Origin of the sequence: Streptomyces sp. NPDC001507 (assembly GCF_042894765.1) — a bacterium.
Classification (GTDB): Bacteria; Actinomycetota; Actinomycetes; order Streptomycetales; family Streptomycetaceae; genus Streptomyces.
Window position 1 is genome coordinate 615,805 of sequence record NZ_JBIAVV010000002.1, and the last position, 14,815, is coordinate 630,619.

Below are 14,815 nucleotides of genomic sequence, written 5' to 3' on the forward strand. Positions count from 1 at the left end.
GCACCGAATCATCCACCTGGACGGGCCGGTCGTGTGGCTTCCAGGAGTTCGGCGAGTTCCACGAGGTCCGTGCCGGTGAGGCGGGGGAGGGCACAGCCGGAGAGGGTGCGGCAGGCGTCCCGCCAGGACGGCGGGATCGTTGTCGCGCCGCCGAGGGCGCCGGTGAGCGCGCCGGTCAGGGCGGGGGCGGAGTCGGCGACCCGGGAGAGGCAGGCGGCGGCGGGCACGGCCTCGGCGATCCGGCCGCGCGTGGCGGTGGCGAGGGCGAGGGCGACCGGGACGGTTTCCGCGGCGGCGATGCCGTAGCTGTAGACGTGGTCGACGATTTGGTGTTCGAGGAGAGGGATCAGGGCGAACGCGGAGTCCGCGGTGCCGGCGAGGGTGAGGGCGTGCCGGGCGTTGCGGCCGATCTCGGTGGCCTCGGGGAGTTCGGCGAGGGCCGCGGCCACGCAGGTCTCGACCTCGGCGCCGACGAGGGCGAGGGCGAGGGCGGCGGCCATGGCGCGGGCGCCGTGCACTCCGTCGCCGTCCTGGGTGTAGCGGGCGTCGAACTCGGCGAGGTCGGCGGCGCGTTGGGGGTCGCCGGGGTGGGCGACGGCGAGGGCGCAGGCGCGGACGCAGGCGGCGTCGTCGAAGTAGTGCGGGTTGTCGTGGCCGGTGGCGGGCGGGCGCAGGCCGGCCGCGAGGTTGCCGAGGCCGGCGCGGACGGAGATGCGGGCGCGCAGGGGGAGTACGGCCGACTCGATCTCCGGGGCGCGTTCGGCCGCGGCGGCGACCTCGGAGGCGACGGCGGTCCAGGTGAGGTCGATGGCGGCGCGGGTACGGAGCTCACGGCTGAGGTCGCCGAGCAGGGCGTCGTCGCCGGCGCGCAGGACGGCCTCGGCGGCGAAGGCCGCCCACTCGGCGTCGTCGGAGGGGCCGAGGCGGAGGGGTTCGGGGGGCTGGTTGAGGGCGATGGGGACGGGGAGGGTGGTGGTCGCGTTGTGCTCGGCGAAGGTGTCGAGCTCGCGGGTGAGGCGGCGGGTCCACTCGGGCATGCGGGATGCGCGGTGCCGCGCGGAAGGCCAGCCTGCGGCGTCGCCTGCGGCGAGGCCCAGCAGGAGGCCCTCGATGCGCCGCCGGTTCACCGGCCCCCCTCGCCGCAGCCGGCCCCCAGGGGGCTCCGCCCCCTGGACCCCCGAGACCTCGCCCACCCACCACCCGACTCGGTCGGCAGACAGGCGCGCGTCGGGGGTTGCGGCTCGGAGGGAGTGAGGACGGGAGGTTCGGGGTGTGGCTCGGTCGGCAGAAGGGCTGACGTGGTGGGTTTTGGCTCGGCGAGGGTGAGAGTGAGGGCGGGTGGCTCGGTCGGCACGAAGGCTGACGTGACGGACTGCGGATCGCTCGGCACGAAGGCTGACGTGACGGACCGCGGATCGCTCGGCACGAACGCCGGCGTGGTGGCGGACCGCGGATCCGTCTGCCCCGCAGCAGCAGCCCCAGTCGAAGCCCCAGCCCCAGCCGCAGCCGCAGCCGCAGCCCCAGTCGCAGCCGCAGTCGCAGCTCCAGCCCCGGTCGCGACTCCAGCCGCTGCCGTCAGCAGTTCCGCCACCTCCAGTACATGGTGGCCCGCCATCGACGGCAGGCAGCTCCCCCGTACCGGGCCGATCGCCGCCCCCCACTCGTGCGGGATCGCCGCCGCCCCCCGCGTCGCTCCGGCCAGCGCGCCGGCGACCGCGGCCGTGGTGTCCGCGTCGCGACCCATGTTGACGGCCGTCAGCACCGCGTCGCGGAAGTCGCCGTCCGCCGCGGCGTACGCGCCGAAGGCGAGGGCCACCGCCTCCGGGGCCAGGTCGGTCCACGGGTAGCCGCCGATGACCACCGCGGAGCGGACCGCCCGTTCGCCGCGGTGGGCCACCGAGACGGCCCGGCGCAGGGAGCGGGCCGTCCAGGAGTCGTCCGGGATCACCGCGAGCGCCGCCGCGACCACCGCCGTCGGAGGGGCTCCCGCCATCGCCGCCGCGACCCCCGCCGCCACCGCCTGGCCGCCGTAGATGCCCTCGCCCTCGTGGCTCACCGAGCCGTCGACGGCGACGAGCCGGGCCGCCTCGGCGGGGCGGCCCGCCGCGAAGACGCCGAACGGTGCCGCCCGCATGGCGAGGCCGTCGCTCCAGGCGTGCCGGTGCTGGGCGGAGATGGGGGCGGCGAGGCCGCGGCGGAGGTTCTCCAGGGTGCCGCGTTCGCTGAAGCCGGCGCCCTTGAAGGGGCCCTCGGCACGGTCGGCGATCCACTCGTGCCAGGCCGCCTCGACATGGGCCGGGGTGAGCGCCGAGCCGTGCCGGGCGAGGAGGAGGCCGGAGAAGATCGCGTACTCGGTGTCGTCCGTACCGGCGGGACGGTCGGTCACGTATCCCGTGATGCGGCCCCAGCGGGCGCGGATCTCGGAGGGCTTCATGTTCTCCGCCGGTGCCCCGAGCGCGTCTCCCACGGCCAGTCCCAGGAGCGCCCCCCGCGCCCGGTCGTGCAGCTCCCGGGCGCGCTCGTCGGGGGCGGGGACCGGCGGGGTGCAGACGATCGATGACATGGGCGGGCCTCTCCGGGAGGGGCTTCGCGCCGGGGCGCGCAGCCGTTTGCGGATGTGTCCCACCAACGGCGGTTGACCGCAGCCTGGACGGCCTCTACATCACCCGGTCGACATCTGTGCAGCACCTCGCACGTGTGAGCGGTAAGAGGTAAAACCGCAGGTTAGCCGAGCCTTTCCTTGCTGGCGACAGGGAATGCGGGGGCGTAACGTCAGCGTTGTCGAAAGATAGAACTTGTCCAAACTTAGCTTTGCCTCAGCTTATTCGGGGCATGCGGCGAGACCCTTGGGGGACCCTTCATGGCCGTCATCGAGACGCAGGCGACTCTGCACGAAGCCCACCGCGACAACCACACCCACCGGGATGTGAACGGGGGCTGGCTGCGGCCCGCCGTCTTCGGCGCCATGGACGGACTCGTCTCCAACCTCGCCCTGATGACCGGAGTGGCCGGCGGGGCCGTCGGTCACCAGACCATCGTGATCACCGGGCTCGCGGGGCTGGCCGCCGGCGCCTTCTCGATGGCCGCCGGTGAGTACACCTCCGTCGCCTCGCAGCGTGAGCTCGTCGAGGCCGAGCTGGACGTCGAGCGGCGGGAGCTGCGCAAGCACCCGCAGGACGAGGAGGCCGAGCTGGCCGCGCTGTACGAGGCGCGAGGCGTAGAGCCGGGGCTGGCCCGGGAGGTCGCCCGGCAGCTGTCCGCCGATCCCGAGCAGGCGCTGGAGATACACGCCAGGGAAGAGCTGGGCATCGACCCCGGCGACCTGCCCTCGCCGCTGGTCGCGGCCGTCTCCTCCTTCGGGTCGTTCGCGCTGGGTGCGCTGCTGCCCGTGCTGCCGTTCCTGCTCGGCGCCACCGCGCTCTGGCCCGCCCTGCTGCTGGCCCTGGCCGGGCTGTTCGGCTGCGGTGCCGTGGTGGCCAAGGTGACCGCGCGGAGCTGGTGGTTCAGCGGTCTGCGGCAGCTCGCGCTGGGGGGTGCGGCGGCCGGTGTGACGTACGCCCTGGGCACCCTGTTCGGGACGGCCGTAGGATAGGAAAACTGGTAGCTATGCGTTGGGCCGCATAAGTACCCGTTACTCGCTGGTTTCGAATGCTTAACCGCTGGGCATGAGCCGTAAGCGCCGCAGGCAATGACGCCTGCCATGCACCTGTGGGGTGGCGCGACGCTCACCCCCGCCCCGCGGACCGATGGACACGGATCTGTCCGGATCGGTCCCCCACCACCTTGACCGCCTTGAGCGGCACCCCGCCGTAAACCCCTGCGGCGTCCGCATGTTGGAACGGTGTATCCAGTTCCCGAGAACCGCTCCATCATGTAACCTGCGTGAAATTTCGCAACAAAAAACGCAGAGGGCCAGCGTCGTCCCTCGGCACCTGCTATACGCCACTGACGACGACGGGAGAGCCGATGCGTACGCCGCGCCAGCCGTCCCAGCACTCCACGAACGGCCGAAACTGGTCGTTCATGGATGCTCGCCCTGCTGCGCAGGGTATGTACGACCCCCGCAACGAGCGCGACGCCTGCGGCGTCGGCTTCGTGGCCACCCTCACCGGCGAGGCGAGCCATGCGCTGGTCGAGCAGGCGCTCACGGTTCTGCGCAACCTGGAGCACCGCGGCGCGACCGGCTCCGAGCCCGACTCCGGCGACGGCGCGGGCCTGCTCTCCCAGGTGCCCGACGCCTTCTTCCGTGAGGTGGCCGGATTCGAGCTGCCTGCCGCCGGTTCGTACGCCGTCGGCATCGCCTTCCTCCCCGAGGACGGCAGCCAGGACGCCGTCTCGCAGATCGAGACGATCGCGGACGAGGAGGGCCTCACCGTCCTCGGGTGGCGCGAGGTTCCGGTCGCCCCGCAGCTGCTCGGCGCCACCGCCCGCTCCACCATGCCGGTCTTCAAGCAGATCTTCGTCACCGACGGGGCCAGCGAGGGCATCGCGCTGGACCGCAGGGCGTTCGTGCTGCGCAAGCGCGCCGAGCGCGAGGCGGGCGTCTACTTCCCCTCGCTGTCCGCGCGGACCATCGTCTACAAGGGCATGCTGACCACCGGCCAGCTGGAGCCCTTCTTCCCGGACCTGTCCGACCGCCGCTTCGCATCCGCGATCGCGCTCGTGCACTCCCGATTCTCCACCAACACCTTCCCGTCGTGGCCGCTCGCGCACCCCTACCGGTTCGTCGCCCACAACGGTGAGATCAACACCGTCAAGGGCAACCGCAACTGGATGGTGGCCCGCGAGTCCCAGTTGGTCTCCGACCTGTTCGGCCCGCAGGAGAAGCTGGACCGCATCTTCCCGATCTGTACGCCCGACGCCTCCGACTCGGCCTCCTTCGACGAGGTGCTTGAGCTCCTGCACCTGGGCGGGCGTTCGCTGCCGCACTCCGTGCTGATGATGATCCCGGAGGCGTGGGAGAACCACGACTCCATGGACCCGGCCCGCCGCGCCTTCTACGGCTACCACTCCACGATGATGGAGCCCTGGGACGGCCCCGCCTGCGTCACCTTCACCGACGGCTCCCAGGTCGGTGCCGTTCTCGACCGCAACGGTCTGCGTCCCGGCCGCTACTGGGTCACCGACGAGGGCCTGGTCGTCCTCGGTTCCGAGGTCGGCGTCCTCGACATCGACCCCGCCAAGGTCGTCCGCAAGGGCCGGCTGCAGCCCGGCCGGATGTTCCTCGTCGACACCGTCGAGCACCGCATCATCGAGGACGACGAGATCAAGGCCGGTCTCGCCGCCGCGCAGCCGTACGCGGAGTGGCTGGAGGCCGGCGAGATCGAGCTGGGCGACCTGCCCGAGCGTGAGCACATCGTCCACACCCACGCCTCGGTCACCCGCCGCCAGCAGACCTTCGGCTACACCGAGGAAGAGCTGCGCGTCATCCTCGCGCCGATGGCCAAGGCCGGCGCCGAGCCGATCGGCTCCATGGGCACCGACTCGCCCATCGCCGCGCTGAGCGAGCGCCCGCGCCTGCTCTTCGACTACTTCACCCAGCTCTTCGCGCAGGTCACCAACCCGCCGCTGGACGCGATCCGGGAAGAACTGGTGACGAGTCTGCGCTCGTCCCTCGGCCCCTCGGGCAACCTGCTCGACCCGACGGCCGCCTCCTGCCGCTCGGTCGTGCTGCCCTTCCCGGTGATCGACAACGACGAGCTGGCCAAGCTCATCCACATCAACGCCGACGGCGACATGCCCGGCTTCAAGGCCGCGACCCTGTCCGGCCTGTACCGGGTCTCCGGCGGCGGCGACTCGCTCGCCGCGCGCATCGACGAGATCTGCGCCGAGGCCGACGCGGCCATCGAGAACGGCGCCCGCCTGATCGTCCTGTCGGACCGGCACTCGGACGCCGAGCACGCGCCGATCCCGTCGCTGCTGCTCACCGCGGCCGTCCACCACCACCTCATCCGCACCAAGCAGCGCACCCACGTGGGCCTGCTCGTCGAGGCCGGTGACGTCCGCGAGGTCCACCACGTCGCCCTGCTGATCGGCTTCGGCGCCGCGGCCGTCAACCCGTACCTGGCCATGGAGTCCGTCGAGGACCTGACCCGCGCGGGCACCTTCCTGCCGGGCATGGAGGCCGAGCAGGCCATCCGCAACCTGATCTACGCCCTCGGCAAGGGCGTCCTGAAGGTCATGTCCAAGATGGGCATCTCCACGGTCGCCTCCTACCGCGGCGCCCAGGTCTTCGAGGCCGTCGGTCTCGAAGAGGGCTTCGTCGAGAAGTACTTCAACGGCACCGCCTCCAAGATCGGCGGCGTCGGCATCGACGTCATCGCCAAGGAGGTCGCCGCCCGTCACGCCAAGGCCTACCCGGCCTCCGGCATCGCCCCGGCGCACCGCGCCCTCGACATAGGCGGCGAGTACCAGTGGCGTCGCGAGGGCGAGCCGCACCTGTTCGACCCGGAGACGGTCTTCCGCCTCCAGCACTCGACGCGGGCCAACCGCTACGACATCTTCAAGAAGTACACGGACCGCGTGAACGAGCAGTCCGAGCGGCTGATGACGCTCCGCGGCCTCTTCGGCTTCAAGAGCGACCGTCCCTCGATCTCCATCGACGAGGTCGAGCCGGTCTCCGAGATCGTCAAGCGGTTCTCCACCGGCGCCATGTCCTACGGCTCCATCTCGCGCGAGGCCCACGAGACCCTCGCCATCGCCATGAACCAGCTGGGCGGCAAGTCCAACACCGGTGAGGGCGGCGAGGACCCGGACCGCCTGTACGACCCGGCCCGCCGGTCCGCCATCAAGCAGGTCGCCTCCGGCCGCTTCGGCGTCACCTCCGAGTACCTGGTCAACGCCGACGACATCCAGATCAAGATGGCCCAGGGCGCCAAGCCCGGCGAGGGCGGCCAGCTGCCCGGCCACAAGGTCTACCCGTGGGTCGCCAAGACCCGGCACTCCACCCCGGGCGTCGGCCTGATCTCCCCGCCGCCGCACCACGACATCTACTCCATCGAGGACCTGGCCCAGCTGATCCACGACCTCAAGAACGCGAACCCGCAGGCGCGGATTCACGTCAAGCTGGTCTCCGAGGTCGGCGTCGGCACGGTCGCGGCCGGTGTGTCCAAGGCGCACGCGGACGTCGTGCTCATCTCCGGCCACGACGGCGGTACGGGTGCCTCCCCGCTGACCTCGCTGAAGCACGCGGGCGGTCCCTGGGAGCTCGGTCTCGCCGAGACCCAGCAGACCCTGCTGCTCAACGGCCTGCGGGACCGCATCGTCGTGCAGACCGACGGCCAGCTGAAGACCGGCCGTGACGTGGTCATCGCCGCGCTGCTCGGCGCCGAGGAGTTCGGTTTCGCGACCGCGCCGCTCGTCGTCTCCGGCTGCATCATGATGCGCGTCTGCCACCTCGACACCTGCCCGGTCGGCGTCGCCACCCAGAACCCGGTGCTGCGCGACCGCTTCTCCGGCAAGGCCGAGTACGTGGTGAACTTCTTCAAGTTCATCGCCGAGGAGGTCCGCGAGATCCTCGCCGAGCTGGGCTTCCGCTCCATCGAGGAGGCCGTCGGCCACGCCGAGGCGCTCGACGTCACCCGTGCCGTGAACCACTGGAAGGCGCAGGGCCTGGACCTGGCCCCGCTCTTCCACGTGCCCGAGCTGCCCGAGGGCGCGGCCCTGCACCGGACCGTCGCCCAGGACCACGGCCTGGAGAAGGCCCTGGACAACGAGCTGATCAAGCTCGCCTCGGACGCCCTGGCCGCCTCCAGCGCCACCGACGCCCAGCCGGTGCGCGCCCAGATCAAGGTCCGCAACATCAACCGCACGGTCGGCACCATGCTCGGCCACGAGGTGACGAAGAAGTTCGGCGGCGCGGGCCTGCCCGACGACACCATCGACATCACCTTCACCGGCTCGGCCGGCCAGTCCTTCGGCGCCTTCCTGCCGCGCGGTGTCACGCTCCGCCTGGAGGGCGACGCCAACGACTACGTCGGCAAGGGCCTCTCTGGCGGCCGCGTCATCGTCCGTCCGGACCGGGCGGCCGACCACCTCGCCGAGTACTCCACCATCGCGGGCAACACCATCGCCTACGGTGCGACCGGCGGCGAGCTGTTCCTGCGCGGCCGGACCGGTGAGCGGTTCTGCGTCCGCAACTCCGGTGCGCTGGTGGTCTCGGAGGGCGTGGGCGACCACGGCTGCGAGTACATGACCGGCGGCCACGCGGTGGTCCTCGGCGAGACGGGCCGCAACTTCGCGGCCGGCATGTCCGGCGGTGTCGCCTACGTGATCGACCTGAACCGCGACAACGTCAACGCCGGCAACGTGGACGCGATCGAGGCCTTGGACGACGCGGACAAGCAGTGGCTGCACGACGTGGTGCGCCGCCACGCCGAGGACACCGGCTCGACGGTCGCCGACAAGCTGCTCGCCGACTGGGACACGGCCGTGCAGCGGTTCAGCAAGATCATCCCCAGCACCTACAAGGCAGTGCTCGCCGCCAAGGACGCCGCCGAGCGAGCCGGTCTCTCGGAGACCGAGACCCACGAGAAGATGATGGAGGCGGCGATCAATGGCTGACCCGAAGGGCTTCCTGAACCACGGCCGTGAGGTCGCCAAGACCCGTCCCGTCACCGAGCGCGTCAAGGACTGGAACGAGGTCTACGTCCCGGGCTCGCTGCTGCCGATCATCAGCAAGCAGGCCAGCCGGTGCATGGACTGCGGCATCCCGTTCTGCCACAACGGCTGTCCGCTCGGGAACCTGATCCCCGAGTGGAACGACTTCGCCTACCGCGAGGACTGGACCGCCGCGTCCGAGCGCCTGCACGCCACGAACAACTTCCCGGAGTTCACGGGCCGCCTGTGCCCGGCCCCGTGCGAGTCGGCGTGCGTGCTCGGCATCAACCAGCCGGCCGTCACCATCAAGAACGTCGAGGTCTCCATCATCGACCAGGCGTGGGAGGCCGGGACCGTCGCCCCACAGGCCCCCGAGCGCCTGTCCGGCAAGACCGTCGCCGTCATCGGCTCGGGCCCCGCGGGCCTGGCCGCCGCCCAGCAGCTCACCCGGGCCGGCCACACGGTCGCCGTCTACGAGCGCGCCGACCGCATCGGCGGCCTGCTCCGCTACGGCATCCCCGAGTTCAAGATGGAGAAGCGGCACATCAACCGCCGTATCGAGCAGATGCGCGCGGAGGGCACCCGCTTCCGTACCGGCATCGAGATCGGCCGCGACCTCAAGGCGACCGACCTGAGGAAGCGGTACGACGCGGTCGTCATCGCCGCGGGAGCCACCACCGCCCGTGACCTCCCGGTCCCCGGCCGCGAGCTCAAGGGCATCCACCAGGCGATGGAGTACCTGCCGCTGTCCAACAAGGTCCAGGAGGGCGACTACGTGGTGTCGCCCATCTCGGCCGAGGGCAAGCACGTGGTCGTGATCGGCGGCGGCGACACCGGCGCGGACTGCGTGGGCACCGCCCACCGCCAGGGCGCGGCCTCCGTCACCCAGCTGGAGATCATGCCCCGGCCGGGCGAGGACCGGGCGCCGCACCAGCCGTGGCCGACCTTCCCGATGCTCTACAAGGTCACCTCGGCGCACGAGGAGGGCGGCGAGCGGGTCTACTCCGTCTCCACCACCCACTTCGAGGGCGACGAGGACGGCAACGTCCAGTGGCTGCACCTCACCGAGGTGGAGTTCGTCGACGGCAAGCTGACCCCGAAGCCGGGCACCGAGCGGAAGATCCCGGCCCAGCTGGTCACCCTGGCCATGGGCTTCACCGGCACCGACCGGGTGAACGGGGTCGTGGACCAGTTCGGTCTCGAACTCGACGAGCGCGGCAACATCGCCCGCGACGCCGACTTCCAGACCAACGTGCCGGGCGTCTTCGTCGCCGGTGACGCCGGCCGTGGCCAGTCCCTGATCGTCTGGGCCATCGCCGAGGGCCGCTCGGCCGCCAAGGGCGTCGACCGCTTCCTCACCGGCGCCAGCGACCTCCCGGCCCCGATCCGCCCGACGGACCGCTCGCTGATGGTCTGACCCACCCCGAAGAACGTCCCGTACAAAGGCGTACGGAACACCAAGACGGCGCCTGCCCGCCAGTCCCCGACCGGACGACTGGGCAGGCGCCGCCGCCTTTCCGCGATCAAGTAACCTCGGCCTCCTGAACCACGGGCGAGGGGGAACGGGACATGGCCGCGATCAGTCTCAGCAAGCTGGAGCAGACCGCGCCCGCGCTGGTCGGCTCGTACAGGTCGGCCGGGATCTCCCTCACCAAACACGGCCTCGACGGACTGCGGGCCGCCGTCTACCTGGTCGTCGACTACTCCGGCTCGATGAAGCCCTACTACGCGGACGGCAGCGTGCAGGCGCTCGCCGACCGGGTCCTCGGCCTCTCCGCGCACCTGGACGACGACGGCCTGGTTCCCGTCGTCTTCTTCTCCACCGGCATCGACGCGGTCACCGACATCAGGCTCGCCGACCACACGGGCCGGATCGAGAAGATCGCGGCCGGGCTCGGTCACATGGGCAAAACCAGCTACCACCTGGCCATGGACGCCGTGATCGACCACTACCTGGACAGCGGGTCCACGGTGCCCGCCCTGGTCGTCTTCCAGACCGACGGCGGCCCGGTCAACAAGCTCGCCGCGGAACGCTACCTGTGCAAGGCGGCCAGGCTGCCGCTGTTCTGGCAGTTCGTCGGCTTCGGCGACCCGCACAGCACACAGTTCGACTTCCTGCGCAAACTCGACGAACTGGCGGTGCCGGGCAAGCGCGTGGTGGACAACGCGGGCTTCTTCCACGCCGGCTCGGACCCGCGGAAGGTGCCGGACGGCGAGCTGTACGACCGGCTCGTCGGCGAGTTCCCGCAGTGGCTGGCGGCGGCGCGGGCGGCGGGCATCGTCGGGGCGGGCGTCGGGGCGGGCTGAGTTTACGTCGCCCCGTTGGCTGTAGCGCTCCGTCGTGCCACCCTGAGGGGTGATCCGGCGGGGAGGCGACGCGACGTATGGACGACGCGGCACGAACGGTGAACGGACAGGCACGGGTGGGAAGTTCCGCGGACCGCGTGGAACCGCCCGGCAAGGGTGAGAAGCTCGCGGACTGGGCGGACGGCCGGCTCGGGATCTACGCCCTGGCCAAGGCGAACATGCGCAAGGTGTTCCCGGACCACTGGTCCTTCATGCTGGGCGAGGTCTGCCTCTACAGCTTCCTCATCCTGATCCTCACGGGCATCTACCTCACCCTCTTCTTCGAGCCCAGCGGCGCCGAGGTCGTCTACCACGGCACCTACCAGCCGCTGAACGGCATCATCATGACCAAGGCGTACGAGTCGACGCTGCACATCAGCTTCGACGTGCGCGGCGGCCTGCTGATCCGGCAGATCCACCACTGGGCGGCGCTGGTCTTCGTGGCCGGCATGGTCGTCCACATGATGCGGGTGTTCTTCACCGGAGCCTTCCGCAAGCCCCGCGAGGTCAACTGGCTGTTCGGCTGGACCCTGCTGTTCCTCGCCATCCTCACCGGCCTGACCGGCTACTCGCTCCCCGACGACCTGCTCTCCGGCACCGGCGTCCGGTTCGCCGACGGCGCGATCCTGTCGATCCCGATCGTCGGCTCGTACATCTCGTTCTTCCTGTTCGGCGGGGAGTTCCCGGGCCACGACATCATCTCCCGGTTCTTCCCGATCCACGTGCTGCTGCTGCCCGGGATCATGCTGGGACTGGTCGTCGCCCACCTGATCCTGGTCTTCTACCACAAGCACACCCAGTACGCCGGGCCAGGACGCGACCAGAAGAGCGTCATCGGCATGCCCTTCCTGCCGGTCTACATGGCCAAGGCCGGCGGCTTCTTCTTCCTCGTCTTCGGGATCCTCGCGCTCATCGGCGGCATCGCCACCATCAACCCGGTGTGGGCCTTCGGCCCCTACCGCCCCGACCTGGTGACCACGGGTGCCCAGCCCGACTGGTACCTGGGCTTCTCCGAGGGACTGATCCGCGTGATGCCCGGCTGGGAGATCAACGCCTGGGGCCACACCCTGGAACTGGGCGTCCTCATCCCCTTCTCGCTCTTCCCGCTCTTCCTCCTGGCCATCGGCGTCTACCCGTTCATCGAGGCGTGGATCACCGGCGACAAGCGCGAGCACCACATCCTCGACCGCCCGCGCAACGTCCCCGTCCGCACCGCCCTCGGCGTGGCCTGGCTCAGCGAGTACTTCGTGCTGCTGATCGGCGGCGGCAACGACATCGTCGCCACCCACCTGCACCTCTCCATCAACTCGATCACCTGGTTCGTCCGGATCTCCGTCTTCGTCGTCCCCGTCCTGGCCTTCGTCGTGACCAAACGCATCTGCCTGGGCCTGCAGCGCCGGGACCGTGACAAGGTCCTGCACGGCAGGGAGACCGGCCTCATCAAGATGCTTCCGCACGGCGAGTACATCGAGGTCCACGAACCCCTCAGCCAGGACCGCCTGTTCGTCCTGACCCAGCACGAACAGAACCCGCCGTACGAGATCGGTCCCCTGGAGGACGCGAACGGCGTACGACGCAGGGTCACGCTCGCCCAGCGGGTACGGGCGAGCATGTCGAAGGGCATGTTCGGCCCGGACACCCACATCAAGAAGCCGACGAGGCAGGAATACCGGGAACTATCGAACAAGGAGCACTGAGACGCGCCCCTTCAGGGGCGCGGGGAACTGCGCGACAAGCCACACACAACCCGCGGCTAACGACGCTCCAGAACCACCCTCCGACACTCATCCGGCGCCCCCCAAGCACCCCGCAGCGCACGCGCCTTGGTCGCCCACAACGACAGGTCGTACTCCGCCGTGTAACCGATCGCCCCGTGCAGCTGCAGCGCGGCCCGAGCCCCGGCATACGCCGCCTCGCACGCGCGCAGCTTGGCCGCCGCCACATCCGCCGGCCTCATCGTGACCGCCGCCCCGAAGACCATCGGCCGCGCGAACTCCAGCGCGATCTTCACGTCGGCCAGCCGGTGCCTGACCGCCTGGAACGACCCGACGGGCACACCGAACTGGGTCCGCTGCTTGACATACGCCACCGTTCTGTCGAGCAGGGCCAGCCCCACCCCCAGCGCCTGCGCGGCCGTGGCCAGCCGGGCCCAGGTCAGCGCCTCCGCCCACGGCGGCTCCGCGCTGAGCAGCTCACCGACCGGAAACAGCGGGGCGAGCCGGCGGGCGGGGTCCAGGGACCGGCGCACCGCCCCGGCTTCGGAGGACGACAGCAGGCCCTCCGGCGCGGCCGCGAGCCGCACATCGGCCGCGTCCCCGTCCAGCGCCAACCCGTAGCCGTGCTGCTCGAACGCCACCGTCGCCAGCGTCCCGCCCGACGCGATCCCCGGCAGGAACCGCTTGGCGAGGCCGGCGCCGTCGTCGAGCAGCACCGCCGCCGCCACCGTCTCCGCCAGCGGCCCCGGCACCGCGAACCGCCCCAGCTCGACGAAGGCGACGGCGAGTTCGACGGCCCGGCGCCCCGCCCCGCCGTACGCCTCCGGCACCGCGAGCCCGAACACCCCGGCCGCGCCGACACGGCCCCACAACGCCCGCCCGCTCGCCTGCTCGCCGCGGCTCCAGTCGCGTATCACCGCCGGTGTGTCCGCGGCCGTCAGCAGCGCCCGCAGGGCGTCGGCGAAGTCCCGCTGCCCGGTGTCCAGGAGGAAACGCATGTCAGCGGCGTCCCTTCGGCAGGCCGAGCAGCCGCTCGGCGACGATGTCGCGCTGGATCTCGTTGGTGCCCGCGTAGACCGGACCGGCCAGGGAGAAGACATAGCCCTCCGACCAGGGTGTGTCGGCCAGTTCGCCCTCCGCGCCCAGCAGGTCGAGCGCCGTCTCGTGCAGCGCCAGGTCCAGCTCCGACCAGAACACCTTGTTCAGGCTGGACTCGGGGCCGAGCGACTCGCCGTCCAGGAAGCGGGCGGCCGCCGCGTAGGTGAACAGCTGGTACGCGCGGGCGCCGACGACGGCGTCGGCCACCCCGGCCGCTGCCGACTCCGGTTCACCCCGCGCCCGCCAGAGGTCCCGCAGCCGGCCGGCGGCGGCCAGGAACCGTCCCGGCGACCGCAGCGTCAGCCCCCGCTCGTTCCCCGCGGCCGACATGGCGATCCGCCAGCCCTGGCCCGGCTCGCCGATCACGTCCTCGTCGGGCACGAACACCTCGTCCAGGAACAGCTCCGCGAACGCCGGCTTCCCGTCGAGACGGCCGATCGGGCGCACGGTCACCCCGGGCGCGCGCAGGTCGAACATCAGGTAGGTGAGCCCCTGATGCGGTTTCGGCGTGTGGGGCTCACTGCGGAACAGGCCGAACGCGCGGTCGGCGAAGGCCGCCCGTGACGACCAGGTCTTCTGGCCGGTCAGCAGCCAGCCGCCGGCCGTCCGCGCGGCCCTGGACGTGAGGGAGGCCAGGTCGGAACCCGCCCCGGGCTCGGACCACGCCTGCGCCCAGACCACCTCCCCGCCGGCCATCGGCGGCAGCACCCGCGCGCGCTGCTCCTCGGTGCCGTGGTCGAACAGGGTCGGTGCGAGCAGGCTGATGCCGTTCTGGCCGACCCGGCCCGGCGCGCCCGCCGCCCAGTACTCCTCCTCGAAGACCAGCCACCGCGTCAGTCCCGCGCCCCGGCCGCCGTACTCCTCGGGCCAGGACACCACCGACCAGCGGTCCGCGGCCAGTTCGGCCTCCCAGGCGCGGTGCGCGGCGAAGCCCGCGGCGGTCTCCAGGGACGGGAGCGGGGGGTCGGGCACGTGCTCCGCCAGCCAGGCGCGGGCCTCGGCGCGGAACTCCTCGTCCGCCGGGCTGTGGGTCAGGTCCACGGTCGCCGTCACCGTCC

General features: G+C 71.4%; 9 protein-coding genes. 5 read left to right on the forward strand and 4 right to left on the reverse strand.

All coding sequences use genetic code 11. The features are described from left to right. Positions 1–8 precede the first annotated feature (8 nt). Together ACFY0K_RS08950 and ACFY0K_RS08955 are read right to left on the reverse strand one after the other, a co-directional pair. Complete coding sequence (locus ACFY0K_RS08950; RefSeq protein WP_390639244.1) at positions 9–1,127, reverse strand: ADP-ribosylglycohydrolase family protein; 1,119 nt, start codon at positions 1,125–1,127, stop codon at positions 9–11. Then, the gene (locus tag ACFY0K_RS08955; protein WP_390639245.1) at positions 1,124–2,563 is read right to left on the reverse strand and encodes an ADP-ribosylglycohydrolase family protein; all 1,440 of its coding nucleotides are present in this window, start codon (positions 2,561–2,563) and stop codon (positions 1,124–1,126) included. Before ACFY0K_RS08955 ends, ACFY0K_RS08950 begins: the two co-directional genes overlap by 4 nt. Positions 2,564–2,860: 297 nt before the next feature. Between ACFY0K_RS08955 and ACFY0K_RS08960 the strand changes: the two genes are divergently transcribed. From ACFY0K_RS08960 to ACFY0K_RS08980, 5 genes are all read left to right on the forward strand, one after another. Next, on the forward strand, positions 2,861–3,592 hold the full coding sequence (locus ACFY0K_RS08960; protein WP_352355340.1) for a VIT1/CCC1 transporter family protein: 732 nt from the start codon (positions 2,861–2,863) through the stop codon (positions 3,590–3,592). A gap of 431 nt (positions 3,593–4,023) precedes the next feature. Then, entirely contained in the window at positions 4,024–8,562 is a 4,539-nt protein-coding gene (gene gltB / locus ACFY0K_RS08965; protein WP_390639246.1) for a glutamate synthase large subunit, read from the forward strand. Continuing rightward, entirely contained in the window at positions 8,555–10,015 is a 1,461-nt protein-coding gene (locus ACFY0K_RS08970) for a glutamate synthase subunit beta (protein WP_390639247.1), read from the forward strand. Before gltB ends, ACFY0K_RS08970 begins: the two co-directional genes overlap by 8 nt. Positions 10,016–10,167: 152 nt before the next feature. After that, complete coding sequence (locus ACFY0K_RS08975; protein ID WP_390639248.1) at positions 10,168–10,905, forward strand: vWA domain-containing protein; 738 nt, start codon at positions 10,168–10,170, stop codon at positions 10,903–10,905. Between the two features lie 77 nt (positions 10,906–10,982). Continuing rightward, entirely contained in the window at positions 10,983–12,641 is a 1,659-nt protein-coding gene (locus ACFY0K_RS08980) for a cytochrome bc complex cytochrome b subunit (protein WP_390639249.1), read from the forward strand. Between the two features lie 56 nt (positions 12,642–12,697). On the opposite strand, the gene ACFY0K_RS08985 is transcribed toward ACFY0K_RS08980, so the two are convergent. Together ACFY0K_RS08985 and ACFY0K_RS08990 are read right to left on the reverse strand one after the other, a co-directional pair. Beyond that, positions 12,698–13,657, reverse strand: a complete 960-nt coding sequence (locus ACFY0K_RS08985) for an acyl-CoA dehydrogenase family protein (protein WP_390639250.1) — start codon at positions 13,655–13,657, stop codon at positions 12,698–12,700. A 1-nt stretch (position 13,658) separates the two neighbouring features. Then, on the reverse strand, positions 13,659–14,798 hold the full coding sequence (locus tag ACFY0K_RS08990; RefSeq protein ID WP_390639469.1) for an acyl-CoA dehydrogenase family protein: 1,140 nt from the start codon (positions 14,796–14,798) through the stop codon (positions 13,659–13,661). Positions 14,799–14,815 lie beyond the last annotated feature (17 nt).